This window comes from Lachnoanaerobaculum sp. MSX33, from assembly GCF_000512995.1.
Taxonomy (GTDB): domain Bacteria; phylum Bacillota; class Clostridia; order Lachnospirales; family Lachnospiraceae; genus Lachnoanaerobaculum.
In genome coordinates this window covers 22,592-48,786 of record NZ_AZXX01000089.1, presented here as the reverse complement: position 1 = coordinate 48,786, position 26,195 = coordinate 22,592, and the positions used below count along the sequence as shown (strand labels likewise).

The 26,195-nt window shown below is 35.9% G+C and carries 19 protein-coding genes; all 19 read left to right on the top strand.

What is annotated here, in order from left to right; translation table 11 throughout:
• Positions 1 to 32: 32 nt before the first annotated feature.
• The 19 genes from HMPREF1495_RS11055 (at position 33) to HMPREF1495_RS10965 (ending at position 26,165) form a co-directional block, all read left to right on the top strand.
• On the top strand, positions 33 to 1,148 hold the full coding sequence (locus tag HMPREF1495_RS11055) for an efflux RND transporter periplasmic adaptor subunit (RefSeq protein ID WP_007594234.1): 1,116 nt from the start codon (positions 33 to 35) through the stop codon (positions 1,146 to 1,148).
• An 8-nt stretch (positions 1,149 to 1,156) separates the two neighbouring features.
• On the top strand, positions 1,157 to 4,198 hold the full coding sequence (locus HMPREF1495_RS11050; protein ID WP_034214819.1) for an efflux RND transporter permease subunit: 3,042 nt from the start codon (positions 1,157 to 1,159) through the stop codon (positions 4,196 to 4,198).
• 197 nt (positions 4,199 to 4,395) lie between these two features.
• Positions 4,396 to 5,556, top strand: coding sequence for a TolC family protein (locus HMPREF1495_RS11045; RefSeq protein ID WP_007594230.1), 1,161 nt, complete (start codon positions 4,396 to 4,398; stop codon positions 5,554 to 5,556).
• A 12-nt stretch (positions 5,557 to 5,568) separates the two neighbouring features.
• Complete coding sequence (locus HMPREF1495_RS11040; protein ID WP_034214816.1) at positions 5,569 to 6,759, top strand: TolC family protein; 1,191 nt, start codon at positions 5,569 to 5,571, stop codon at positions 6,757 to 6,759.
• 143 nt (positions 6,760 to 6,902) lie between these two features.
• Positions 6,903 to 7,424 carry a YtxH domain-containing protein gene (locus HMPREF1495_RS11035; protein WP_034214815.1) on the top strand — a complete coding sequence of 174 codons (522 nt, stop codon included), beginning with the start codon at positions 6,903 to 6,905 and terminating at the stop codon, positions 7,422 to 7,424.
• Positions 7,425 to 7,542: 118 nt separating this feature from the next.
• Complete coding sequence (locus tag HMPREF1495_RS11030) at positions 7,543 to 8,589, top strand: ABC transporter substrate-binding protein (RefSeq protein ID WP_242832903.1); 1,047 nt, start codon at positions 7,543 to 7,545, stop codon at positions 8,587 to 8,589.
• A gap of 3 nt (positions 8,590 to 8,592) precedes the next feature.
• Positions 8,593 to 9,345 carry an ABC transporter permease gene (locus HMPREF1495_RS11025; RefSeq protein ID WP_034214813.1) on the top strand — a complete coding sequence of 251 codons (753 nt, stop codon included), beginning with the start codon at positions 8,593 to 8,595 and terminating at the stop codon, positions 9,343 to 9,345.
• Positions 9,345 to 9,890, top strand: coding sequence for an ATP-binding cassette domain-containing protein (locus HMPREF1495_RS11020; RefSeq protein ID WP_034214812.1), 546 nt, complete (start codon positions 9,345 to 9,347; stop codon positions 9,888 to 9,890). Before HMPREF1495_RS11025 ends, HMPREF1495_RS11020 begins: the two co-directional genes overlap by 1 nt.
• Positions 9,891 to 9,896: 6 nt before the next feature.
• The gene (locus tag HMPREF1495_RS11015) at positions 9,897 to 10,898 is read left to right on the top strand and encodes a hypothetical protein (protein ID WP_034214810.1); all 1,002 of its coding nucleotides are present in this window, start codon (positions 9,897 to 9,899) and stop codon (positions 10,896 to 10,898) included.
• A gap of 40 nt (positions 10,899 to 10,938) precedes the next feature.
• Entirely contained in the window at positions 10,939 to 12,006 is a 1,068-nt protein-coding gene (locus HMPREF1495_RS11010; protein WP_242832902.1) for an AI-2E family transporter, read from the top strand.
• A 142-nt stretch (positions 12,007 to 12,148) separates the two neighbouring features.
• A complete protein-coding gene (locus tag HMPREF1495_RS11005) occupies positions 12,149 to 13,408 on the top strand; it encodes a S1C family serine protease (RefSeq protein WP_034214807.1) in 1,260 nt (419 codons plus the stop codon).
• 11 nt (positions 13,409 to 13,419) lie between these two features.
• The gene (locus HMPREF1495_RS11000) at positions 13,420 to 14,367 is read left to right on the top strand and encodes a 3'-5' exoribonuclease YhaM family protein (RefSeq protein WP_034214805.1); all 948 of its coding nucleotides are present in this window, start codon (positions 13,420 to 13,422) and stop codon (positions 14,365 to 14,367) included.
• A gap of 62 nt (positions 14,368 to 14,429) precedes the next feature.
• A complete protein-coding gene (gene rlmD, locus HMPREF1495_RS10995) occupies positions 14,430 to 15,821 on the top strand; it encodes a 23S rRNA (uracil(1939)-C(5))-methyltransferase RlmD (RefSeq protein WP_034214804.1) in 1,392 nt (463 codons plus the stop codon).
• Positions 15,822 to 15,843: 22 nt separating this feature from the next.
• Entirely contained in the window at positions 15,844 to 17,541 is a 1,698-nt protein-coding gene (locus HMPREF1495_RS10990; protein ID WP_156912997.1) for a hypothetical protein, read from the top strand.
• Positions 17,542 to 17,603: 62 nt separating this feature from the next.
• Complete coding sequence (locus HMPREF1495_RS13475) at positions 17,604 to 18,617, top strand: hypothetical protein (RefSeq protein ID WP_051402829.1); 1,014 nt, start codon at positions 17,604 to 17,606, stop codon at positions 18,615 to 18,617.
• A gap of 115 nt (positions 18,618 to 18,732) precedes the next feature.
• Complete coding sequence (locus tag HMPREF1495_RS10980) at positions 18,733 to 19,839, top strand: Fic family protein (RefSeq protein WP_084544520.1); 1,107 nt, start codon at positions 18,733 to 18,735, stop codon at positions 19,837 to 19,839.
• A gap of 21 nt (positions 19,840 to 19,860) precedes the next feature.
• Positions 19,861 to 21,048 (top strand): DUF6361 family protein, encoded by a 1,188-nt coding sequence (locus HMPREF1495_RS10975; protein ID WP_034214800.1) that lies wholly within the window; start codon positions 19,861 to 19,863, stop codon positions 21,046 to 21,048.
• Between the two features lie 4 nt (positions 21,049 to 21,052).
• Positions 21,053 to 22,903 (top strand): phospholipase D family protein, encoded by a 1,851-nt coding sequence (locus HMPREF1495_RS10970; protein ID WP_034214798.1) that lies wholly within the window; start codon positions 21,053 to 21,055, stop codon positions 22,901 to 22,903.
• A gap of 10 nt (positions 22,904 to 22,913) precedes the next feature.
• Positions 22,914 to 26,165: a DEAD/DEAH box helicase gene (locus HMPREF1495_RS10965; RefSeq protein WP_034214796.1), complete on the top strand. Its 3,252-nt coding sequence runs from the start codon at positions 22,914 to 22,916 to the stop codon at positions 26,163 to 26,165.
• Positions 26,166 to 26,195 lie beyond the last annotated feature (30 nt).

The following is a 26,195-nucleotide window of genomic DNA, read 5'->3' as shown; positions in this document are numbered from 1 at the left end:
CATCATAAATAATATATAGAATGGAGAAATATATGAAGATAGGGAGAATAGTGATAGCTGTAATAGTTGTTGCGGCAGTGGCTTTTACAGTATATAGATTTGTCGGTTCAAAGAAGGTGGAGGTAGTAACAGATACCAGACCGGGGGTTATGACAGTGGAGCCTGAAAGAAGGAATATAGTAATATATACGGAGCAGATAGGAACAATCGCTCCTACTCAAAGCGTATCGGTATTTCCTAAGGTCGGAGGTGAGGCACTTTCGGTTAATTTTAATGTGGGTGATAATGTAAATGCCGGAGATGTTTTGGCAACAATAAATTCCGATGCACTTACAGCGCTGAAAATTCAGATGGATGCGGCAAAGGTCACTATGAATGATACCGCTACAGCACTTTCAAGAACTCAGGCACTGGCAGATACGGGAGCTGTTGCCCCACAGGTACTTGAACAGGCAAGATCTGCCGCAACATCCGCAGCATTAAACTACGAGGCTGCCAAGTCACAATATGATTTACAGTCTTCATATACAAGTATTAAAGCACCTATTTCGGGAGTGGTGGAGACCAAAGGTGTGGAAGAACATGATATGATCGCTCAAAGTACATCTATTGCAACTATATCAGGCAATAGCGGAATGGAGGTAAAGTTCGGGGCGACGGTGGATGTTCAAAATCATCTAAAAGCAGGCGATCAGATAAAAGTTTTACATAACGGTGCTGAGTACAATGGCAATATAACCGAAATATCAAATGCGCTCTCAAGTTCCACAGGACTTTATGATGTAAAGGCAAGCCTTGAGGGAGAAGCATTACAGAGCGGAATGAAAGTAAAGCTTACACTTTTAAAGAATAAGGCTGATAATGTGTTGACTCTCCCCATCTCGGCAGTGATGTATTCGGGAAATGATGCATATATATATTTATACAGGGACGGCAAGGCTGTAAAGAAAAATGTAAATGTGGGAATTTATGACAGTGATTATATAGAGATAAAGGAGGGACTTAATACTTCCGATAAAGTAATATCTACATGGAGCAATGAGCTCTATGACGGAGCCGAGGTAATGCTCTCTCAAAATGATGGTGCAGAAAGCAGTGCTGATGAGACTGTAGGCAATGCAGAAACAGAAAGTGCAGGAAATAAGTAGGAGGATTTATGATTGGATTAACAAGGTTTTCATTAAAAAGACCGGTAACTCTTATTCTTGCAGTAATAACGGTTTTGTTTTTCGGATTGCGCTCTGTTATGAATGCACCTATGGAGCTTAATCCCGAGATGAGTTTGCCGATGATGGTTGTATCCACTATATATCCGGGAGCATCTCCGGCAGATATAGATGAACTTATATCAAAGAAAATAGAGTCAGAGGTCTCAACACTGACGGGAATAAAGACTGTAAGTGTAAGTTCCATGGAAAATGCCTCTACCATGCTTTTACAATATGAGTTCGGAACAAATATGGATAAGGCATATATCAACTTAAAAAAGGTATTGGATTCTGTAAAATCAAGCCTGCCAAAGGATGCACATGAGCCGAATATTATAGAGATAGATATGAATGCTCAAAGTGATATACAGCTAAGTATTGCCGGAGGTACGGACGGCAATTTGCAGGACTATGTGAATACAAATATTGTTCCTGAATTTAAGAAAATGTCTTCGGTTGGAAGTGTTTCCATATCAGGAGGGCAGTCAAGTTATATAAGAATTGAGCTGATACCCGAAAAGCTTGCACAGTATAATTTAGCTATGTCGGATATCGGAAATATAATAAGCAGTGCGGATTTTTCCACACCTGTAGGCAAGGTTGACTATGGAAGGCAATCACTAAGTGTAAGTATAGGTGCCAACTATAAGGATATCAACAGATTAAAAAATATTGTAATACCGCTAAAAACGGGAGATGTAATACATTTATCGGATGTGGCAAATGTATATGACGCTTTGGAGGAGAAAAATTCTCTGAGCCGTTATAATGGTGAAGAGGTGGTTTCAGTGGCTATTACAAAGCAGCAGTCATCCACTTCGGTTGAAGTATCAAAGCAGGTTAACAAGGTTATAGAGGAGCTGAAGGCAAATAACAAGGATTTGACCATTACTACGATATTTGACAGCTCAAAATATATCAAGGAATCCATTAGTGATGTATTTAAGACACTTATAATGGCGGTAATACTCTCAATGATAGTTCTGTTTATATTTTTTGGAGATATCAAGGCTTCGCTGATAGTCGGAAGTTCAATACCGATATCTGTTATGGTAGCTCTTACACTTATGCGTGCGGCAGGCTTTTCACTAAATCTTATATCCATGGGCTCATTGGTACTTGGAATCGGTATGATTGTGGATGCGTCCATAGTCGTACTTGAAAGCTGCTTCAGATCAAAAAGTGATAAAAACTTTTTTGATGCCGCCGTGGAAGGTACAGGTATTGTGATAAATTCAATAACAGGTTCTATAATAACCACCTGTGTAGTATTCCTTCCTCTTGCAATGCTTAAAGGTCTTTCAGGACAGCTCTTTGCACAGCTTGGTTACACCATAGTATTTTGTATGGTTTCATCATTATTCTCCGCAATAATGATAGTTCCGCTTCTATATCTCTTTTTTCATCCTGTGGAAAAGACTGATACATTGGCAAACAGAGTGCTTTTAAAAGTACAGGATGGCTATAGAAATACGGTAAAAAAGATAATACCGAAAAAAATCACTGTAGTCGGAATATCGGTAATACTTCTTGTAATATCCTTTATACTTGCCGGAAATGTCGGAATGGTGCTGATGCCCGAATCGGATGACGGTCAGATAGCAATAAGTATTTCCGTAGCTCCGGGACTTAATATCAAGGATGTGGATAGAATTGCAAAGCAGATAGAAGATTTTGTGGCGGCGGATCCGGATGTGGAAAATTATCAGATGACCTTTGGAAATTCTGAAATGTTTTCAGAAAAAACCGGTATTTCAATAACTGCATATTTGAAAAAGAAACGCAGCAGAAAAACCAAAAATGTAATACAGGAGTGGCAGCCTGTGCTGACAAAAATCCCTGATACTTCAATATCCGTAAAGAATCAGTCTAACAGTTCAAGCGGAGTATCAAACCGTGCTGTGGAAATCAATCTTCAAAGTACCGATTATAATCTGGTAAGAAAGACCGCAAATGAAATAGTAGATAAAATGCATTCATTAAATTATTTATTAAATGTACATTCAAGTGCGGAAAATGCGGCACCGATTGTTAAGATAAATGTGGATCCTGTACAGGCTGAGGCGATAGGAATGACTCCGGGAAGTGTTGCAGGTATTGTATATCAAAATCTTACGGATACGGAGGTAATGAAATATTCCTCAGGAGATTCTACGATTACTGTAAAAATGAATTATCCGGATGAAAGCTATGACACCATCAATGAAATAGAAAATATACTGATAACAGGTGTTACAGGAACTAAAACTCCGCTTTCAGATCTTGCTACAGTGTCATTTGAGGACAGTGCGGTTACTATTACAAGATCGGATAAAAAATACCAGGTTTCCATTACAGCGGATAAGGTGGCAGGATATAAGGGAGATGCCAATAGTGAGGCTGATGCCTTTGTGGACAGTGTGGGGCTTCCAAACGGAGTGGAAAGAGCCACCAATGCATATAATGATATGATGAGTGATGAGATGACATCACTGCTTAATGCATTACTTACAGCCATATTTTTAATATTTATAGTAATGGCAATGCAGTTTGAATCACCTAGATTTTCACTGATGGTAATGTTTACCATACCGTTTTCATTGATAGGAGCATTCGGACTCCTTTGGTTATTTGATGTACCGATAAGCATGATGTCAATGATCGGATTTTTGATGATGGTGGGTACCGTTGTAAATAACGGTATTTTATATGTGGATACGGTAAATCAGTATAAGGTGGAGATGCCTCTTGATGATGCCCTTGTGGAAGCGGGAGCGACAAGAATAAGACCTATACTTTTGACCACCCTTACAACAATTATATCTATGCTTCCGATGGCTCTCGGCTATGGAACGGATATGCTCCAGGGACTTGCACTTGTAAATGTAGGAGGTTTGATAGCTTCAACGCTTCTTGCACTGCTGCTTTTGCCTACTCTTTATAAAATGCTTGATAAGGCAGGTAAAAAGCTTACAGGAAATCATTTAGAAGCTGGATTGGATATTGACTGAAAGATAAATGCAATTAAATAATTAAAGTCAGTATGCTGACCGGGGGGCTTACCTTAACCGTATGGAAAGCTTGAGCAAATAGAAATATAAATTGAATATAAAAGTAAGATTTGAATAATAAAATTATTGTAAAATTAAATATAGAGATGTATTTAACAAAGCTATTATAGATTTATTATATTGTGAAAGAGGTGAATATGAATAAAAAAGGCAGAAAAATAATAGCCCTTGCACTTTCAGGCAGTATGCTTATGACTACAACCGTATTTGCAAGGACTCCAAGATTTAACAGAAGTAATGAAGAGTGGGCTGCACTTGAAGACAATAATCTTGAGTACGGCGAGATAGAAGATTTGATAGCTGAGTACAATGCTACAGTGCGTTCAAATGAAGTGGCTTTAGCAAAGTTTAAAAGAAACTACGGAAGAACAAATACTGAAGTGTCTGATAAGTACAGAGAAAATGCAGAAGAAATTTTAAATAATTTGGATGACCCTGATCCAAGCGATCCGACATATATAGCAAAGCTTTCAAGCGTAGCGACTGCAAGAGCAACGGCACAAAATCTTTTATCAAGTGCGGATTCCACACTTGAAGATGCAAATATTATAAGACTTGGATATGAGCAGGCGGAAAAGACTTTGGCACAGAGCGCTGTTACAAATATGATTTCATATAAATCGGGTCAAGTAGCAATAGATGTGGCTAAGGGTAATCTTGAACTTGCAAATATTTCATTGAATATGGCAAATGCAAAGTTAAATGCCGGAACGGGTACAAATATAGATGTATTAAGTGCTAAAGAAAAGGTACTCAATGCACAGAATGCTTTGGCTAAGGCGATATCAGATAACAATACGGTACTTAAGAAATTGCAGGTAATGACAGGATGGAGCTATAATGCCACGCCAAATGTAGGAGATATACCGGCTCCCGATATGAACAGAGTATTTGATCCGAGTGCTGATTTACAAAAAGCATTGGAAAATAATTACACACTGAGAATAAATGAAAAGAAATTGGAAAATGCAAGTGCAGACTCCGACAAGCAAAGTTTGAAGCTGACTATAGAAGATAATAAGAAAAATATATCAACAGTTCTTACAGTGGCGGCACAAAATATAGCAGCTGCAAAGGAAAGCTATAACTATGCAAACAGTTTTGCAAATCTTCAAGAGGCTAATCTGGCTACTGCAAATCAGAGATTTTCACTTGGAATGATAAGTAAGCTTGAACTTGATACACAAAGGGTAACAACGGAGAATGCAAAAAGAGCGTTGGAGCAGAGCAGATATGCCATAAATCAGGCAATAGCAAACTATGATTGGGCACTAAAAGGGCTTGCATCAACATCATAAGGAGGCTTATAAATGAAAAACAAAATAATAGCTTTGTCTCTTTGTATGGCACTTGCCGCACCTGTAACATCATATGCATATGTTACTTCTCCAAAGAATCCGTCAGATGTAGGAAAGACACAGGCACAACTTAACGGATACAGTGAAGAGACCTGGAATAAACTTATGGATAATACTTTGGAGTATGGAGAAATAGAAGATTTGGTAAAAAACTTCAATGTAAACATATCATCAGCTTGGAGTAAGTTTAATGAAAATGTAGACAGCTTGAGTACGGCACTGGATACACTCAAAGCGGCAAAAAGAGAGATGAGCGGTAATGCGACTGTGGCTATGAACGACGGTGATATTGTAAATACAATGCTATATAAGGCACAGGGCAAGGGCCTCGGTATGAGTATACAGGCAATGAGCATTGCAAAGGATAAACTGTCAAGGCAGGTGACAAGTACCAATGCACCTATAAGAAATGCACAGGATCAGGTTGTGGCAGGTGTAAGAGCACTTATGATCGGATATAAAAATATAGAAAATCAGGAAAAGATACTTGACAGTATGATAAAGATGTATGAAGAAGTGCTAAGAGTCACAAACCAGACAGGAAGTTTGGGATTGTCAACCAATGCGGACATTATAAAGGCTCAAAGCGACCTGACAAATGCAAGAGCAAATCTTTTGAATCTGAAGGCTAATAAGGATAAGCTTTATCGTACTATTATAACTATGTGCGGTTGGTCTCCTGATGCTGTCGTCACCGTTGCGGATATACCTGATGTAAGTGATGACGATATAAATAAGCTAAATCCAAGTGTGGATATAAATACAGCCATTGGAAACAATGCAACACTTATAAAGAACAGACATAATACATCTTCAAAGTCAAGTTCATTTGTGGAAGCAAAGCTGTATCAGTCAAATCAGGATGAAGATATGTTAAGAGCAAATATAAATGAACTTTATAATAATATAATAACAGATAAAAGTAATCTTGCAGCGGCAAATGCGGGAGTAGAAGCGGCCAACGCTACCGGAAATGCATTGGATACACAAAGAAGACTTGGCATGCTCTCAACTGCACAGTATCTTGGAGGAAAGCTTTCGGTTCTACAAAAGCAAGCGGAATTGGAGAGTGCAAGGCTTCAACTTAAGACGGATTACAATACATATATGCAGGCACTATCCGGAAATATTGCTATAGAGTAATACTTAAAATGTATCAAAAACATAATAAATATTAAGATAAAATAAATTGCAAAATTGTCTGTATTTGATATAATTGACTAAATCAGATTTGATTCGGGTTAACAGTTCAATGAAGGATTGTATATATTAAGGAGGATATGATAATGGGATTTTTTGATCAATTAGGTGATGTTGCAAAGAACTTGAGTGCAGCTGCAGGTGACCTTGCTAAACAGGTTAGCGATAAGACAAATGACGCTTTAGAGATAAGCAAGCTTAATTCAAAGATTTCAGCAGAGAGAGTTGAAATTGAAAAGGAAAAGAAGAAAATCAGTGAGACTCTTATAGAAAAATTTGCAAAGGGCGAGGAAGTACCTGAGGAGATAAAGGGATTCTGCGAGGCTATTAAGGAGCATTTCCTCAATATAGACAAGCTTAATGAGGAAATTGAAAAAGTAAAGAATACTGTAGGCAAGAAGGCGGAAGAAGTAAAAGATGCCGTAGCTGAAAAAGCAGAAGAAGTAAAAGATGCTGTAGCCGAAAAGGCTGAAGATGTAGCTGAAAAGGCTGAGGAAGTAAAGGATCAGGCTGTAGATACATTTAATGAAGCTAAGGAAGCTGTTGAAGACAAGGTAGAGGATGTAAAGGAAGATATCAAGGAAGGTGTCGACAACATTCAGAATTAATGCATTGATATTTCTATAGAAATTAATTAAAATAAGAGAGTAAAACCTTATGGTTTTGCTCTTTTTTATAAGAGGAAAAATATGTTTTGCTCATAATAAATATATTTTGGAGGTAGTAGTGAAAAAAAGAATATTAGCTGTAATGGCATGCGCATTGTTGGCATTGTCAGGTTGTGCGAAGACAAATGTAAATGAGAGTACTTCAGGAGCGGAGAGCACTGCAGCAGAGAGTACACAAACAAGTACTGCAGGTGCAAATGAAGAGAGTCTTGGAACCATAAAGCTCGGTGGATTAAAAGGACCTACAAGTATCGGACTTGTAAAACTCATAGATGATGCAAACAAGGGAAGTCTTGCATACAGTGTCGATTTTGATATGGAGACTGCACCTGATGTGATGGCACCGAAGCTCTTAAACGGAGAAGTTGATATTGCGGCATTGCCTGTAAATATGGGTTCGGTACTTTTCAATAATTCTGACGGAAAAGTTACTATGCTTGATATCAGCACTCTCGGTATACTTTATATACTTGAAAAAGGAGATCAGAGTATAAAGAGCGTTGAGGACTTAAAGGGTAAGACAATAATAGCACATGGTCAGGGTGCAACACCTGAGTATTCACTCAGCTATATCTTATCAGGACATGGACTTGATATAAATACCGATGTGACTATGGACTGGAAATCATCTGCTGATGAAGTTCTTGCAGCTGTTGAAAATGCAGACAATGCGGTAGTTATGTTGCCACAGCCATTTGTAACTGTAGCTCAGACAAAAGTACAGAACTTGAATACCGTTTTGGATCTTACAAAGGAGTGGGATGCGCTTGGAACAGGTGGAAAACTTATTACAGCAGGACTGTTTGTAAGAAATGATTTTCTTGAATCGAATAAAGAACTTGTAGATGAGTTTATATCTAACTACACAGATTCGGTAAAATGGATCAATGAAAATGTGGACGAGGCATCAAAGCTTGTAGAGGCAAATGATATTATAAAAGCACCTATCGCAGCTAAGGCAATACCGTATTGCAACCTTGTTTCTATCACAGGTGAAGATATGAAGAGCGCTACAGAGGACTATTTGATGACATTGTTTAATTTAAATCCTAAGTCGGTAGGCGGTGCATTGCCGGGAGAAGAGTTCTACTATACCGGAAAATAGTCTATGAATAAAAATAAAACACATAAAATCACAGCAGTGCTTCTTGCACTGCTGTTTTGGCAAATAATTGCAATGATTTTGAACAGATCATTTTTACTTTCTTCACCTTTAGAAGTGGCAAAGGCATTGTTTGAGCTTGGACTTAGCAATGTATTTTGGAAAGGTATGTGGAAAAGTATATTTAAAATACTTTTGGGATTTTTATCAGGTGCCGGAGCGGGAATACTTCTGGCAACACTCTCATATAGATTTAAACTGTTTGAGATATATATTTCACCATATATTACGGTTATACGATCGGTACCTGTTGCATCCTTTGTAATTATAATACTTATAGGGCTTGGAAGTGAGGCACTTTCAGTACTTGTATGCTTTTTCATTGTAATGCCTATATTTTATGCGAATACATTGGAAGGACTAAAGTCGGTAGACATTAAGATGCTTCAAATGGCAAAGATATTTAAACTTGGAAAAAAGGCAAAATTTATATACATATACTTACCGGCACTGGAGTCATTTTTAATATCATCAAGTGTGGCTTCAATGGGAATTGCCTTTAAATCGGGTATTGCAGCTGAAGTAATAGGCAGACCGAAGAATACTTTGGGATATTTCCTGTTTGATGCAAAGATATATCTTGAAACTTCAAAGGTATTTGTCATAACATTTATGGTGATACTTTGCAGTGCAATATTTGAAAGAGCGTTGGTATTTATTGCAAAAAGGTTCTTCAGGTTGATAAAGAAGGTGTATTGATGTTTTTAAAAAATATATGCAAAAGTTTTGGAGAGACGGAAGTTTTAAAAGACTTTAATCTTGAAATAGATGAAGGTGAACATATTGCGCTGATGGGTAAGTCCGGAAAGGGAAAGACCACTGTCTTAAATATTATAACGGGTTTTGAACTGCCGGACAGTGGTGAGACGGAAATTCCAAATGAGATATCTGCAGTGTTTCAGGAAGACAGACTCAGCGAAGATTTCAGTGCGATTTCAAATGTATGCCTTATGAGTGCCGATAAAGAACGCTCAAATGAAATATTAAGAAAACTTGGAATAGACGGTACAAAAACGGTAAATACCATGAGTGGAGGCCAGAAAAGAAGAGTTGCACTTGCCAGATGTCTTGTAAGAGATGCCGGGCTTTATATATTTGATGAGGCCCTAAAGGGACTGGATGAAAAGACAAAAGCGGTGGCAATGAGTGTTATAAAAGAGTATACTTGTAAAAGTAGTGTGGTATTCGTAACACATGATATAAATGAAGCAAAAGACTTTGCAGACAGAATAGTGGAGATTTAAATATTTATGGGAATAAAATTGGAAAAGCTCATGGACCGGCATATAGAGGGTATAACCCTTTTTGAGGTATCATATAAGTTTGCACCGATATATGCAAAGAATCATTTTGCAAGAGCGAAGGATGAGTTTGTTATTTATTGTATTGACAGCGAGAAAAATAAGGGTGTTTTATGGTTAAAGAATAATGAATATAAGTTTATTCCCATAAATACTGAGGATAGAAGTGCCAACCTTCTGCTTAATACGGATGACGGCATAATTTTAGTCAGTAAAGATAAGGCCGTAAAAATTGAAGCGGACAGCGAAGTATTTACTCCTATAATTATAGAAAACCCTTGTATTGCTGAGAATATAACAGAGATTTCAACTTTGGGAGAGAGCGAAAATTATCCTGTTATTTGTCGTGTAAGCGTGGAGGCGATGGCTGCCAACAGCTTTACATTTTTTAAATATGATAAAGACAAAAATACTATAAAATTTGAAGATATATTACAGCCGGTATTTACAACAGAAAATACAATGAAAAGATTTTTTGACTCATTGTCTGAGGCGGACGGGCTTTATTATAAGATGGATTTTAAATATAACTATCCTCAAATCGGAAGTATGATGATAAAGGATGATGCAATATATGTATTCTTAGAGTCGGATATTGTAAACCCGGCAGGTCTCAGTACTTATAAGTATTATTGGTATGTGGAAATAACCAAAGACGGAGTTTATAAAAAGAAAATTTGGGGAGCTGAAAGACTGGATAAACTACAGGGTAAGCGTGGTGTCAGAGGAAAATTCAGTGCAGATAAGAAATATCTGATATTGTCCCCTATTTTTAAAACAGATGAATGGAAGGGTAAACAAAAACTACTAAGACTTTCCGATTTGGAACTTTTGGATATCACATTGCCAAGAGGATACTCAAAGTTTAGAGTGTTGGATATCTTTGACGAACATGCATTTATCAGCGATGAGTTGGATAAGATAGCGCTTTGCAAAATGACAGAAAGGTAATATTGTGAACGGTATAAAGAGGAAATATATCGCATATATTATGATTTTTACAATTATAATATATGCGATAGTAAGATATTTTAATGTTGTAGAAGGCTATGTAAAAAATATAACCAAAGCATTGATGCCGTTCGTGGTAGGTGCCATAATGGCATATATTATAAATATTCTTATGGATGCATATGAAGATTTACTCTTGAAAAAATTTCATAACAAAAAAATCATAAGAATGGTATCAATAGTCTTGTCAATATTTACCTTTATGCTTGTGATAGTACTGCTTCTTGGAATAATTATTCCACAGCTTGTAAAAATATCATTTTCTATAATGTACACCAATCCAAGTGATTTAAAACGGTTGATAGTTGATATAAGTAATAATGAGCAAATAAACAATATTTTAAAAATGTTTAATATTGATACCAATAATATAGATATTGCCGGCTATATGACAAGGCTGATTAAAGAAGTAATGTCAGGTGTGGGAAATGTACTGAGCGGAGTATTAAGCGGAATATCGGGATTTTTTAATACGATATTTTCTTTATTTATGGCAATTGTTTTTGCAATATATATACTTGTTGATAAGGAAAAGCTGGGAGTACAGGGAGATAAGCTTCTTAAAGCATTCATTCCTTCAAAAAGAGACTTTATCATTGACATTCTTAGTATATTTAATAACAGTTTTAAGAAGTATTTTGTCAGTCAGGTAAAAGAGGCGATAATACTTGGGGTATTGTTATATATAGTTATGTTTATAGCAAGATTACCGTATGCTTCATCTATCTCCATTCTTGTTGGTGTGACCGCACTTATACCGGTTATCGGTGCATATGCAGGACTCTTTATCGGCGCTTTGATGATACTTACAAAATCTGTACAGAGCATGATAATATTTATAATAGTTCACACATTGGTACAACAATTTGAAAACAATATAATATATCCGAGAGTTGTGGGAAGCTCTGTAGGACTTCCGGGCATGTGGGTTATTGTTGCCGTTTCACTTGGCGGAAGCATCGGAGGAATATTCGGTGTACTCGTTGCAGTACCGGTAGCGGCTGGACTTTATTATATTCTAAAGAGAGAAACACAGAAGCGATTATAAAGTTTATAATTATATTGATTCAGATATGTATTTTGTGTTAAATCTATATTACATTTGCTTGATAAATCGACCTTAAACCATTATAATCTTTCTTAGGGAGAGCGAGGTATTATGTAATACATCCTGAAAGCAGAGGGTTTTTATGCCAAATACAAAAAAAGAACATGAGCCTGATGAGAAAAATCCTTTTATAAAGCAGACAATTATAGAGGATAAAAAAGAGCGTAATAAAAAGGCTGTCTCAGCGGCTTGCCTTGCTATTGTTTTTGGAATGGTTGCAGGACCAAGTATGGCATTGACATCACATATTATAAACAAAAACATACTTAGCAAAAAGACAAAGACCACTATCGAAATTCCGAAGGAAGAAACTACAGTTGAGAGTAGTGAGGAAGCGGAATCTTCAGAACAGGTGGAAGACATAGTTGCATCTGCTATAGAAAGTATTGATTTGAACGAAAAGAATCTGGTGCAGATGTATGAGAGCCTGAGTAAGGTTGCAGAAGAAAAAGATAATACTATTGTAAAAATAAGTGCCGTCACTACAGACACTGACTGGTTCAACAATACATTGCAAAATGAAAGCAGTTGTTCGGGAATCATAATAGCAAAGTCGGGTGACAGCCTTATTGTTTTGGCTCCAAATATGGAAAAAGAGGGTGGAATAAAAGTCGGTTTTTATGACGGCAGTAATCAGGAAGCTACAGTAATCGGAAGCGATCAGCTGACAAATTTAATGATACTCTCTGTAGATATTTCTTCAATGGAAGAAAAGATAAAAAGCATTGAGCCTGTTGTACTGGGTAATTCATATCAGCTGAAAAAAGGTGCTTTTATATTGGCGGTAGGCAGTCCGGTGGGAGTATCAAGAAGTATCGATATCGGTAATATAACCGCAATTGACAAGAATGCAAGTTTTTTTGACGGATACGGAAGGGTAATATACTGTGACAAACATTTGGACAGCATAGGGACATTTTTGATAGATACATCAGGGAATCTGGTAGGTGTGGTTTCCAATCTTGATGACAGTTCATCCATATCAATGGCATATGGTATATCCGATTTGAAGGTGATGATTGAAAATATGACAAATGGTGTAGGCTCTGCATACTTGGGAGTTCGTGCACTTGATATAGACAAGGACAAAGCGCCTGAGGGTATGCCAAGCGGTATCTATGTCTCAGAAGTCAGGGCAGATTCACCGGCCTATAATATAGGGATACAATCAGGGGATATAATTTCCATGATTGGCAGTGAGGAAGTAAACTCCATAACAGGGTTTAAAAATATAATGGAAAAGCTAAAACCGAACCAAGTAGTAAATATCAAGGTGAATCGTTCAGGCAAAGACGGATTTACAGAATTGAATTTTGAGACAACTATTGGTGCCAGGAGCTAGAAGGGTAGAAAATGAAATTTATTGAAAGCTTAAAAGAAGGAATGCATATTTCAGATGTTTATCTGTGTAAATCCAAAACTATTGCAGTATCCAAGACAGGTAAGGAATATGCCAGCCTCAGTTTGCAAGACAAGACAGGAAGCATTGACGCAAAGATATGGGATCTTTATTCTCCGGGTATCTCTGATGTAGATGCTATGACCTTTGTAGTGGTTGACGCTGAAGTTACATCTTTTAACAACACATTGCAGCTTAAGGTTGCAAGAATAAGAGAGGCTGATGCAAAGGAATATACAGCATCAGATTATGTGCCTGTATCTAAAAAAGATATTGAAAAAATGTTTGTGGAGTTAAAAGAAAAGATAAAATCAGTGAAAAATCCTTTCTTGAATAAGCTTTTGACCGCTATTTTTATAGAGGACTTTGAATTTCAATCTACATTTAAAGCATCATCGGCAGCCAAGACCGTACATCACGGATTTCTTGGAGGATTACTTGAGCATACCTTGGGAGTGGTGAAGCTTTGCGAATATTTTTGTGATAATTATGAGTCGTTAAATCATGATCTTCTTATCACATCCGCACTTTGCCATGATATAGGAAAGACCAGAGAGTTGTCGGCATTCCCGGCAAATGATTATACTGATGAAGGTCAGCTGGTGGGACATATTGTAATAGGTGTTGAGATATTAAAAACTCAAATTGATAAGATTCCGGGATTCCCGAAGAAGCTTTCAAACGAGCTGATACATTGTATACTGGCTCATCACGGAGAGCTTGAATATGGCTCACCTAAAAAACCTGCGCTTATAGAAGCTTTGGCACTTAATCTGGCGGATAATGCGGATGCAAAGATGGAGACATTTATTGAGCTGTTGGCACAGGGACAGGACGGAGCTACAGGATGGCTCGGTTATAATAAGTTACTTGAGAGCAATTACAGAAAGACAAGTGTATAATATAAAGTCGAGAACGTAGACTGATTATCAAAACAGTCTTATAAGTTTAGTAATGGAGATATATGAAAACTGATAATACGGCAAGTTACAAAAAAGGTGAAATGATAACAGTTGATATAACAGACTTTGGAGAAAATGGCGAAGGCATCGGAAAAACCGATGCCTTCACATGGTTTATAAAAGATACTGTTATCGGAGATAAAGTCACAGCAAAGGTTATGAAAACAAAGAAAAGCTACGGATATGCAAGACTTGACAGCATTATTAAGGAAAGCCCCGACAGAATAGAGGCCAAATGTCCGGTGGCAAGAAGTTGTGGCGGATGTACATTACAAAGTCTTGATTATAATGCGGAGCTTAAACTAAAGCAAAACAAAGTGGAAAATCATCTGAAAAGAATAGGCGGATTTGACCTCTCAAATGTAGAGATAGAAGAAATCATCGGTATGGAAGACCCGATAAGGTACAGAAATAAATCCCAATTTCCGTTCGGAAGAAAGAACGGCAAAAACATCACAGGATATTTTGCAGGCAGAACTCACAGCATTGTAGAGTTTGATGACTGTATTATCGGGATAGAAGAAAATAAGACCGTACTGAAGGCTGTACTTGATTTTATGGAGAAGTATGATATACCTGCCTATGATGAGGAGAGTGGCAAAGGCGTGGTAAGACATGTGCTTATCAGAAAGGGTTTTGCCACAGGTGAGCTGATGGTTTGCATAGTTGTAAATGCAAACAATTTGCCACATAGTGATAAGCTTGTAGAGAGCCTATGTACTACGCTTGGAAGTGACTTAAAGTCAGTCTCAATCAATATAAATAAAAAGAATACCAATGTCATATTGGGAGAAAAAACAGTTACTCTTTATGGCAACGGATATATAGAGGATTATATAGGCGATGTAAAGTTTAGAATATCACCGCAGTCATTCTATCAGGTAAATCCCGTGCAGACAAAGAAGCTATATAGTAAGGCCTTAGAGTATGCCGCCCTGACCGGTGAAGAAACAGTTTGGGATATGTACTGCGGTATAGGTACGATTTCACTTTTCCTCGCAAAGTCCGCAAAGTTTGTCTACGGTGTGGAAATAGTGGACGCCGCAATACAAAATGCAAGAGAGAATGCAAAGCTTAACAATATAGAAAATGTGAAATTCTTCGTAGGCAAGGCGGAAGAAGTCATCACAGGTGAATACGAAAACGGCAATATAAGAGATATAGACGTAATAGTGGTAGACCCTCCAAGAAAAGGTCTTGATAAGCTTGCAATAGACACAATGCTGAAATTATTGCCAAAGAGAATAGTATATGTAAGCTGTGATTCTTCTACACTTGCAAGGGATTTAAAGATACTGTGCGAGAAGGAATATGAGCTAAAGAAACTTACGGTGGTGGATCAGTTTGCAAGGAGTTATCATACTGAGAGTGTGGTGGTGATGGAGAGGAAATAATAAATAGGAGTTTATGAATTTTATGAAGTACAGTGGCAGAGATAGGTTTAAAATACTTGTTGCAAGTTTTTTTATTAACATGTTAAGTGAATTTGATTATGAAGATTATTTTTATTATAAAGATTATTTTTATCATAAGACTTTTGGACGATTTAAAAGCAATAAAGAATTCTTTCTATTTTTAGAAGAAATAGGTAAACATTATCTTGATAGGTTAATTAAAACTCAAAATTTTACAAATCATGAGATTTGCCATAAAATGTTTAAGAAGGCATTTCGAGGCAAATCCAGAATGTTTATTCAAATGCAAGATTTAAGCAAATATAGTCCATTTAAAGAAAATGATAGAGATAGCTTAAATAATAGTGAAGAAGTAGTTACTTTATATTGCTCATTATTGACTCTTGAGATGCTTTTTTATGATGGCTTGATGTTTAATGCAATGAGGGACACAGAAGATGAAGACTATAAAAATGCTGCTATCAAACATTATCGCCCTTATTTTTTCAGTTTTATTGCAGAAATCAATAGAAATGAGTATGAGGATATAAAAAAGGTACAAATAAAATTAATAGAAGCTGAGAAAAATGAACTACCAAGTGAAGAAGATGAATCTCCATATATTTGGATGGAATGTACATTTGATACTTCCATTAGAGATGGTATTAATATTAATGGATATGTTCTTCAAAGCGCTAGCAATATAGAAAAAATAAGGACAGATATAAGTATAATTGAGAATTGTAATACTCCAATTAAGTTAAAAAGAGAAATTCTAGATACATATGATATTAATAGTTCTTGTTGTTTGGATGATGATAAGTTTATTCAAATGGTTGGAAATAACATAGGAAATAATATAGTAAAAGATATTGATGTATATAAAATAGGTAATGGGAACTGTATTTTTGCTCATAATAGTAATGATGGTTTTTTTTATGATATAGGATTTAATTATAGACATAGTCCTAAAAGAATCTCATCAGGAAAAAGCTACAATTATTCTGAAACTATGAGAAAAATAGTTAAAAATAATCCATCTTGTTTTATCTTATCTCATTGGGATATGGATCATATTGCGGGAGTTGCTGTAGCTAAAAAGAACTATTTTGATAAGGATTGGTTTGCACCAGACTGTTATGATGCATGTTTAGATGCAAAAAGATTGGCTAAATACCTTGACTTAAAAAAACATCTATTTCTTGTGAAAAGATATAGTAAAGATAAAACTATAAATAAAGAGTCTTGTCGTCTAATAGGAAAACCAATCAATATTAAAGATGCAGAAAACGAAATCTCAGCAACATATAAATTGTATATGGGAGGGAAAGCTAAGTGCGATGGTAGTTTTTCGAATTGCGAAGGAATTGTTATTGAGTATACAAATTCAGCAAATAACGTAGTTCTGATGATGGGAGATGTAAATTATTCATCTTTTAATGAGGCTAGGAAAAGTAATAATGAACCCAAAATTGCGGATAGTCAAATCGAATATTTAATAGTTCCACATCATGGATCGCAGCATACAGATTATGGAGAGCTTGTAAATCAGAATAGTAACAGTATAAAAAGGGGGGAATTAGCAATAATATGCTGTACAAATGAGCCTTCAAAAGATAGACCAAATGACGCGCATAGAAAGAAACTGGAAGAACGTTTTGAAGTTATAACAACAGAGGAGATTCCCAAAGGGGATGTCAGTAAAAGAATAACTTTGTGATTAAGTTTATACTTTGAATGGAAAATAAATTAAAATAATATAATTCAAGGAGGATTGGAGCAATGAAAAAAGATAGCAATTTGGATAAAGCCGGGAAACCTTTTTATAAAAAGTGGTGGTTTTGGGTTATTATAGCATTTATCTTTATAGGAGCTTTAGGTGGAAAAAGTTCCAATAAAGACAATAATGATAATATTGAAAAAGTAGAAGAAACAACGGGTGCATCAGACGGAAACAGCAAGAAAGAATTGGATGTCTTTATAAACGTAAAAGGGCATAAAGAAGGTAATAGCGTTATATTTGATATAGATACAAATCTTCCTGATAAAACAGTGCTGATGCTTACTCTTAGTAAAGGGGATTATAATACTGAAGAATCTTTTACAGGACAAGAAAAAGTAACTATTAAAGATGGAAAGGCCAGCAGTGAGGGATTCTCTAATAAAAGAGAAGCTTTAAGTGGAGAATATGACCTAAGTGTATCAATGAGTTTGCCAAGTACTCAGGAAGATTCAGTTCGTGGAGTAATTGGAGAAAATGGAGAGTATATGGCAGGGCGTCTTGTACAAAAGTCTGATATAAGTGGCGATAGTTATTTAAAAGCAATGTTTGAAGTGAAAGTCGATAGTGATGTAGCAGTTAATCCAACCGAAGATTATCTACATACAACATTTAGAAATGAAGAAACAGAGGATACAGTAGACGAAGTTCCTAGTGATACAGTATCAAATACTCAAAATAACAAAGAGTTTATTAAGCAGTATGAGACAGATATAGTTGTTGCTGCATCTATGTCATTAGAAAAATTCATATCCGGATATAAGATGTCTCTAGCTCCTCAGCGTTGGATATTAGCAAAATTTGATGATAAGGATGCGGTTATAGGAATGACAGATATAAAGTATAATAATCAAGAAGGTAAATATATCTATGTTGGAACATTAAATTTTGATGATTCAGGGAAAGTTGTTAGTGCAACACCTCATTATATTGAGGTACTTGGACAAGTACTTGGAGATGATGGATACTGTACTGATATTTTTGACAAAATCAGAGAATTATCAGGAGATAACTAGATTTTATTATTTTTATATTATACTGGTTTTTATTTGATTTCATCATAATATTATATTGTGTAAATAGGAAGTATATATTACATAGAAGTGGGACAGAGTAGTTATATATTGATGTATGTTGGGAGGTGATGTTTTGACGGATAAGAACTGGAATCTTGAGCTAAATGAATATATACGCCAAGGTGAACCGGATAAGGTAGAAAAGAGTAATGCATGGAAAACTGCCATAGGGCTTCAGGATGTAGACGGGCTTAAGCCATCAAAATATTTGATTGAAACTGCAAAAGATCATATTGAAGGTAAAATCAGCATTTCTGAAGCGGATAGGCTTATAAGTAGTTATTATAAAGAGAGAAAAGAAAGGGACGGTGTGGAAGCAGATACTAAAGAAGCGGATATTGTATCTGTAAGAATTGCAAAATTGCTTGGAGAAAAGACGTTTCAATTTTCACCGGTAGAATTACAAAACATTCATCGTAGATTATTTGAAGGTGTACTTCATTATGCCGGAAGAATAAGAGATTACAATATTACCAAAAATGAGTGGGTACTTAAGGGAGATACAGTACTGTATGCATCATTTGACAGTATCAGGGCTACACTTGATTATGACTTTTCACAAGAGAAGAACTTTTCCTATAAGGGACTGAATATACAGGAGGCCATTAGACATTTTGCCAAATTCACATCAGGAATATGGCAAATTCATCCGTTTGGAGAAGGCAATACAAGATCAACTGCAGTATTTATTATTAAATACTTAAAGACATTCGGCTTTACTATAAGCAACGATACATTTGCCCAAAATTCATGGTATTTCAGAAATACTTTAGTACGAGCAAATTATAACAATCTGAGAGCAGGTATTCATGCTACAAGTGAATTTCTTGAATTATTCTTTGAAAATCTTTTAATGGATACGAAGCACGATTTGAAAAATCGATATATGCATATTGATTTTGATGGCCAAAGTGCCATTCAAAGTGCCAACAAATCAGTTTCAAAGTGCCAAAATGGCACTTTGGAAATGTCTTTGGAAGAATTAGCTATTATAAATGCCTTAAAAATTAATCCGGCATTAACTCAAAAGCAGATATCGGAGCTTGTAGGGAAGTCGGAGAGAACAATTAAGAGATGCACAGTAGAAATGCAGGAAAAAGGTTTAATTGCTCGTAAGAACGGGAAACGAAACGGTAAGTGGAAGATACTTATAGAAGCATAATACGCACTAAAAAGGAAGACTATGCAATTAGGATGGGTTGATTTTTCAAAAGAAGACAGACAAAAGGCACTGGATGTTATCAATCTTCTAAGTGAGCAGGGGACGGTTGATGAGCTTGGGATAGGAATTGTCAGAGATGCCTTTGCAAACTGCTTTTTCCCGGGAACATCTACAGTACAGACAAGAGCAAAATATTTTTTTATAGTTCCATATATATTAAAAGACGCGGTTGACGGCAGATACGGCAAGGATATAGAAAGAATCCTAACAGAAATAGATGCTGATGAAAAAGACTGTGCGAAAAGATTGCTAAATTCAGATTCTAAAGTTGAAGGTGTTATCGGAAGCAGAGTCCTTCCCAAGGGATGGGTGTCGAGAAGACCTTCCGACATATACTGGAACGGAATTAAAAGATATGGGATATTTTGTGATAAAGACTTGTCGATACGTGAATATATATCACTCGCAATAGAGATTGAAAAGCGAAAATCTGATATAAAATCTGATAAACATACTTATGACGAGGAAGAAAATAACACTGATGATATAGATGCCGGAAATATAGACAGTATAAAGTTTTGGAGTCTGCTTTCATATGATACTGATTGGAGAGACAATCTTACAATTGATCTCACCAAAGAAGAGTCTGAGTATCTGAACAGGCAGATTCAAAAGGAGACAAGGGGGTCTCTTTTGGAATATTTACTTAAAAATAAGATTCTCATTGATGAATACGACAGTTTTGAGTCTTTAAGATATGCGCTGTCAGATAAAGTTGACAGCGAAACGGCGGATATGATGAAACTGGCATGTGACTTCAACAAATTAATATATATGGTGAGAGTAAGATATAATCTTATGTTATCGGAAGGTGAGAATCAAGATGCCCTCAGTGAATGGGAAAGAGTAAGAAATGATATTAAATACCGAGCTCAAGTTAATTTGGATGAGGTATTTTTTAAATTAAATCTTATAAATATCAGAACAAAGAAATTTCTTTGTGATATACAAAGCGCATTTATGACTGAAGATATCGATTTGGCAGATGAAATAATACGTAAGAGAGAACTGCATTTAAAGGGAAGTGCACGGGCAAAGTTAATGAGAACAAAGGAATTTGATCATTCCAAATGGGTAGGCGGTAAAGAACTTGACTACAGATTTTTTAATGCAAGAAGGATTATAAAAGACATCTATAATTGGAGATAAGTATATGTTTAGACCTGATTCAAACAGTGACAGGACTGATTACGGTAATATTTTAATGCCGCCAAAGGGTTATAAATTGGAAAGTGCGGTAGGAACAACCTATTCACTGGATTTGGAAGCTCTGACATCGGTGGCTGTTTGCCTCGGATTATCTGAGGAGGTGGACAGCAGACTGATGCAAAATCCTATATGTATGTTAAATGCACTACAGAAAGTATCAGACAGACTGATACTTTTTTGTGAAGCCGGGCAAATCAAAGTGCCTTCGAAGCCTACAGCATTATCTGTTTTACTTGAAAAAATAGTAGTGGAAGTTGCATTACCTAAGGATAAAGGTATGGGCATATATCCTTCGTTTCACCCTAAAACCTGGATGCTGTCTTATATAAACAGTGAGGGAGACAGGAAGTATCGCTTTGTAGTGATGAGCAGAAATCTGACATTTGACAGAAGCTGGGATATCAGTTTTGCAATGGACAGCAGTAAGAAGGTCAGACAAAAAAGAAAGAGCACGCCGATATGTAATTTTTTGGAGTATTTGGCTCGCAATGTAAATAAACAATGTATTGATTACTTAAAGAAAAGAAATCTTATTCGAAAAATGATGAAGGAAATTAAAGATATTTCTTTTTCACTTGACAGTAAGGTATTCGGAGAGAATTTTGAAATACTACCTCTGGGCATTGGAGAAAAGGCATACAAAATAGAAAATGATAAATTATTTTGTACGCAAAAAGGTGATGCCGATTCTACATTTAATGAGCTTGTTATAATGTCACCGTTTTTATCGAGTGGTGTAATTGCAGACTTTAACCTTTCAGAAAGGGCATTGTCGGAGTGCAGCAGAACTCTTATTACAAGGAGATCTGAACTTGGAAAATTAAGAGAGTGTGATGTCAATAATTTTACCATATACACATTAAAAGATGAAATTATAGACGGAGAAGATGAGATCTCGGATGAGTCATCGGATAAAAGAAAACAGGATATTCATGCAAAGATATATTTAAGAAGAAAATATGCCGATGTGGATCTGTATCTTGGTTCTATGAATGCATCATACTCTGCAATCAATAAAAATGTGGAAATGATGGTAAAGTTTAGTACAAAGAATAAACATCTTAACGGCGAAAGGTTTTTGGATGATATATTTTGTGGGAATGCAGATGATACAAAAAATCCTTTTGAGCAGGTTACGATAGAAAGTGCAATAGATGACACGGCAGATATTAACAGAGATATAATGGAAGATAAAATAAAGTATCTATGCAGAACAAAGAAAATTGCTTATATTTCAAAAGACGAATCCAATACAGATAAATACAATGTTAAAATAGAATTTACCGGTATTGATACAGATGAAAATATAACGATTTCACCGATTAATTCAAAAAGGAAACATATCTTGTCCGAGCATATGGAGTTTTCGGACTTGGAAATATTGCAATTATCAGAGTTTTATAAAGTGGAAATTAAATCTGGTGATACTGTACTCAACAGGATTATCATGATTCCCACAATAGGTTTTCCGGATAACCGAGAAAATATAGTGGTAAACAGCGTTATAGGAGATAAAGTATCTTTTATAGAATATATTTCACTTGTACTTGGTGATGACTATATTTTATCTATGATTGAGGGAAAGCAAATAAGAGAATCAGGGATGTTTAGTAAGAAAAGCGGTATAATGCCTGCAATATACGAGAAAATGCTGAAGGTGGCAGTGACAGAACCTGAAAAGATAAAAGATATCGGATATGTACTTAAGATGGTAAATGACAGTGAAATTATACCGGATGAATTTCGCAGACTATATGAAACATTTTGCAGTACTCTAAAATTGAGAATACAATAAAGGATTATGTATGACAAAGTTTGATATAGATGAGATTGAAAAGCGCACTATGAATATGTTAAAGGACTTTCAGGCGGAAACTGTTAAGCGTGTAGATTATCTTTTTAAAAATAAGCAGAATCATGTGCTTGTTGCCGATGAGGTCGGTATGGGTAAGACGCTTATCGGCAGGGGTGTGATTGTAAAGACAGCGAGACAAAAAATTGAAGAAAAGTGCGATCTATGTAAGGTGGTTTATATCTGTTCAAATCAGAACATAGCAAATCAAAACATCAGGAAGCTTGATATCACAGGTAGAAATATCGTCGAATCTGTATCGGATACTAGATTATCCATGCAACATTTAAAAATCATGGAACAATCAAGTGATGAGGCTGTAAAAGACGGATTCATACAGCTTATTCCGCTTACACCGGAAACCTCGTTTAAAATGACATCGGGAGGCGGAAGTGTGCAGGAAAGAGCTTTGATTTTTGCAATTTTAAAGCGGATTCCTGATTTTAAGGCTCATATAAAAACCCTTGAAGATTTTATGATACATGGCGCCGTAAAGTCATGGGAGAATAGTGAAAAATACAATTATGAGAGTCGTGTGGCACAATGTGAAGAGGCTACAGGAGGTATCTATCCTAAAAATATAATTGATAAGATATGTAGTGAAGAATTTGAGGAAATAATAGAAATTGTACTGGAGCATTTAAAGGAGATAAGGTATAAGAGAGAACTTTCATACTCGGATTATGCAGTAATGAATAAGCTTAGAGTTATGTTTGCAAAGATAAGTGTATCCATGTTGGAACCTGACCTTGTAATTATGGATGAGTTTCAAAGATTTAAGTTCCTTATATCAGATGAAGACAGTGAAATAGGTATACTTGCTAAAAGATTTTTCAGCGGTAGAAATACAAAGGTGCTTCTTATGTCTGCGACTCCGTATAAGCTGTATTACACACCGGAAGAGATAGATGAGTCACAGGGTTATGAACATTTTGAGGAATTCTTGCAGGTTATGAAATTTATCTTTGATGATGAAGCAAAATACGGTGAGTTTGAGAAAATATGGACGAATTATTCTGTTGTACTCAGAGAGACGAAGTTGGTAGATGCTACCGTTATCGAGTTGAAAAAATTAGCTGAAGACGCCATGTATCAAGGTGTCAGCAGAACAGAGCGTATATCTGTTATGGATTCAGGAGACTTTATAGATGACGGCAGTATTAAATATCATTTGCAGGTAAATGAAAATGATATAAATTCCTATATACAGATGTCTGCTTTATTGTCAAATGTCAAGGTAGGTGATACCTGCCCGATAGACTATGTAAAGAGTTGCCCCTATCTGATGTCATTTATGAGAAAATACAAGATTAAAGAACAAATTGAAAGGTACTATCGCAAAAATAAATATGAACTTGAGAAAGAAAGAGCTCAAAATCTGCTGTGGTTAAGTCGAAGCAAAATCAGTAAATATGAAGAACTGCCAAAGACAAATGCAAGACTGGAGGCCTTAAAAGAGAAAGCGTTTATTAAAGGCGCAGAAAAATATCTATGGATTCCACCGTCTATGCCATACTATGAGCTACAGGGTGTGTATAAAAACAGCAAAGGTTTTTCTAAAATACTTGTCTTTTCCGCATGGGAGATGGTGCCTAGAATGATAGGTGTTATGTTATCATATGAGGCGGAAAGGCTTACAGTCGGAAAGCTTGTAAATCAAATAAAAAATAAAGATATAAAAAATACAGGCTATTTTGCAAAAGGTACGAGAAAGTATCCTTCACCAAGGCTAAGATTTAATACCTCAAACGGTGAAGTAAGAGGTATGAATTTACTTACACTGATTTATCCGTCAAAAGTGCTGGCAGATATGTATTCACCTATTGAATCGCTCAATAAACAAGAATCTCTGAAAGATATAGAAAAGTCTATAAGACGTAGATTAACAGGTAAACTCAGGGTATTGGAAGAAAAGTATGGATATTCTTCTAACAAGAAGGAAGATAAAAGGTGGTATTATCTTGCACCTATACTTATGGATGGATTTGATTACGCGAAAGATTGGGCAGAGAATATTTTAGCGATTCAAGATAATGAGTATGAAAACTTTGATGTAGGGGATAATTCAAAAGATAAAGGAAACAAGGGGTTTAAAGCCCATATTGAAAAACTTCAAAATCACCTTGAATACCCGGAAGAAATACAGCTTGGCAGAATGCCTGATGATTTGGTAGAAACACTGATAAATATGGTTTTAGGCTCTCCGGCTGTTTGCATATATCGTTCAAATTTGGGAAACAGAGAAATGGCTACATCACTGGCCAAAATTTTTATAAATAATTTTAATCTTTCCGAATCCACAGCCATTATTGACCTTGCATATGGAAGGTGTAGGGATGATAATTCACATTGGCAAAATGTCCTTAAATACTGTAAAGACGGATGTTTTCAGGCTATGATTGATGAATATATTCATATGTTGAGAGAAAGTGTAGGCTCTCAAGATGATGTTGATAGAAACTCTCTCGTACATAATATAATGGTTGAATCATTAAATATACGTACAGCCACATATGCCATTGATACTTATGCGGATTTTAAGAAGCGAATTACCGGTACAAATGAAATAGGGGATGAATGTAGGATTAGATCAAGCTATGCGGTAGGATTTGGTAATGAGAGGGGAGATAATTCCAAGACTGTTATAAGAAAGGAAAATATCAGAAATGCCTTTAACTCTCCGATGCGTCCCTTTGTATTGGCTACTACATCCATAGGTCAGGAGGGACTGGATTTTCATAACTATTGCCGCGTTATAATGCATTGGAATCTGCCGAGTAATCCTATAGATCTTGAACAAAGAGAAGGCAGAATAAACAGGTTTAAATGTTTGGCAATAAGACAGAATGTAGCCGATAAATATGGTAAGAATACACAGTTTGAGAAAGATATATGGAAAGAACTCTTTGAAGCGGCAGTGAAAGAAAGGCAAGAGGGGCAATCCGAACTTATTCCGTTTTGGTGTTTCGGAAAGAATCAGAGTATAAAAATTGAAAGACTTGTGCCGATGTATCCTTTGAGTAAGGATGAATTAAATTATGAGAGATTGATTAAAATTCTTTCTTTATACAGATTGACTTTGGGGCAGTCAAGACAGGAAGAGCTTTTAGAGTATTTATTTAAAGAGTTTAGGGACACAAGTGAACTGAAAAAATTATTTATAGATTTGAGCCCGTTTTCTAAGAAGAAGAGCTTACCTGATTAAACCTTCGTTACAGTTATAGTTTTATAAAAG

Coding starts and splice junctions, on each gene's coding strand:
- HMPREF1495_RS11040 (WP_034214816.1), top strand. CDS start 5,569: ATGAAAAACAAAATAATAGCTTTGTCTCTTTGTATGGCACTTGCCGCA.
- HMPREF1495_RS10965 (WP_034214796.1), top strand. CDS start 22,914: ATGACAAAGTTTGATATAGATGAGATTGAAAAGCGCACTATGAATATG.
- HMPREF1495_RS10975 (WP_034214800.1), top strand. CDS start 19,861: ATGCAATTAGGATGGGTTGATTTTTCAAAAGAAGACAGACAAAAGGCA.
- HMPREF1495_RS11000 (WP_034214805.1), top strand. CDS start 13,420: ATGAAATTTATTGAAAGCTTAAAAGAAGGAATGCATATTTCAGATGTT.
- HMPREF1495_RS11020 (WP_034214812.1), top strand. CDS start 9,345: ATGTTTTTAAAAAATATATGCAAAAGTTTTGGAGAGACGGAAGTTTTA.
- HMPREF1495_RS11055 (WP_007594234.1), top strand. CDS start 33: ATGAAGATAGGGAGAATAGTGATAGCTGTAATAGTTGTTGCGGCAGTG.
- HMPREF1495_RS11010 (WP_242832902.1), top strand. CDS start 10,939: ATGATTTTTACAATTATAATATATGCGATAGTAAGATATTTTAATGTT.
- rlmD (WP_034214804.1), top strand. CDS start 14,430: ATGAAAACTGATAATACGGCAAGTTACAAAAAAGGTGAAATGATAACA.
- HMPREF1495_RS11050 (WP_034214819.1), top strand. CDS start 1,157: ATGATTGGATTAACAAGGTTTTCATTAAAAAGACCGGTAACTCTTATT.
- HMPREF1495_RS13475 (WP_051402829.1), top strand. CDS start 17,604: ATGAAAAAAGATAGCAATTTGGATAAAGCCGGGAAACCTTTTTATAAA.
- HMPREF1495_RS11035 (WP_034214815.1), top strand. CDS start 6,903: ATGGGATTTTTTGATCAATTAGGTGATGTTGCAAAGAACTTGAGTGCA.
- HMPREF1495_RS11015 (WP_034214810.1), top strand. CDS start 9,897: ATGGGAATAAAATTGGAAAAGCTCATGGACCGGCATATAGAGGGTATA.
- HMPREF1495_RS10970 (WP_034214798.1), top strand. CDS start 21,053: ATGTTTAGACCTGATTCAAACAGTGACAGGACTGATTACGGTAATATT.
- HMPREF1495_RS10990 (WP_156912997.1), top strand. CDS start 15,844: ATGAAGTACAGTGGCAGAGATAGGTTTAAAATACTTGTTGCAAGTTTT.
- HMPREF1495_RS11025 (WP_034214813.1), top strand. CDS start 8,593: ATGAATAAAAATAAAACACATAAAATCACAGCAGTGCTTCTTGCACTG.
- HMPREF1495_RS10980 (WP_084544520.1), top strand. CDS start 18,733: ATGTTGGGAGGTGATGTTTTGACGGATAAGAACTGGAATCTTGAGCTA.
- HMPREF1495_RS11045 (WP_007594230.1), top strand. CDS start 4,396: ATGAATAAAAAAGGCAGAAAAATAATAGCCCTTGCACTTTCAGGCAGT.
- HMPREF1495_RS11005 (WP_034214807.1), top strand. CDS start 12,149: ATGCCAAATACAAAAAAAGAACATGAGCCTGATGAGAAAAATCCTTTT.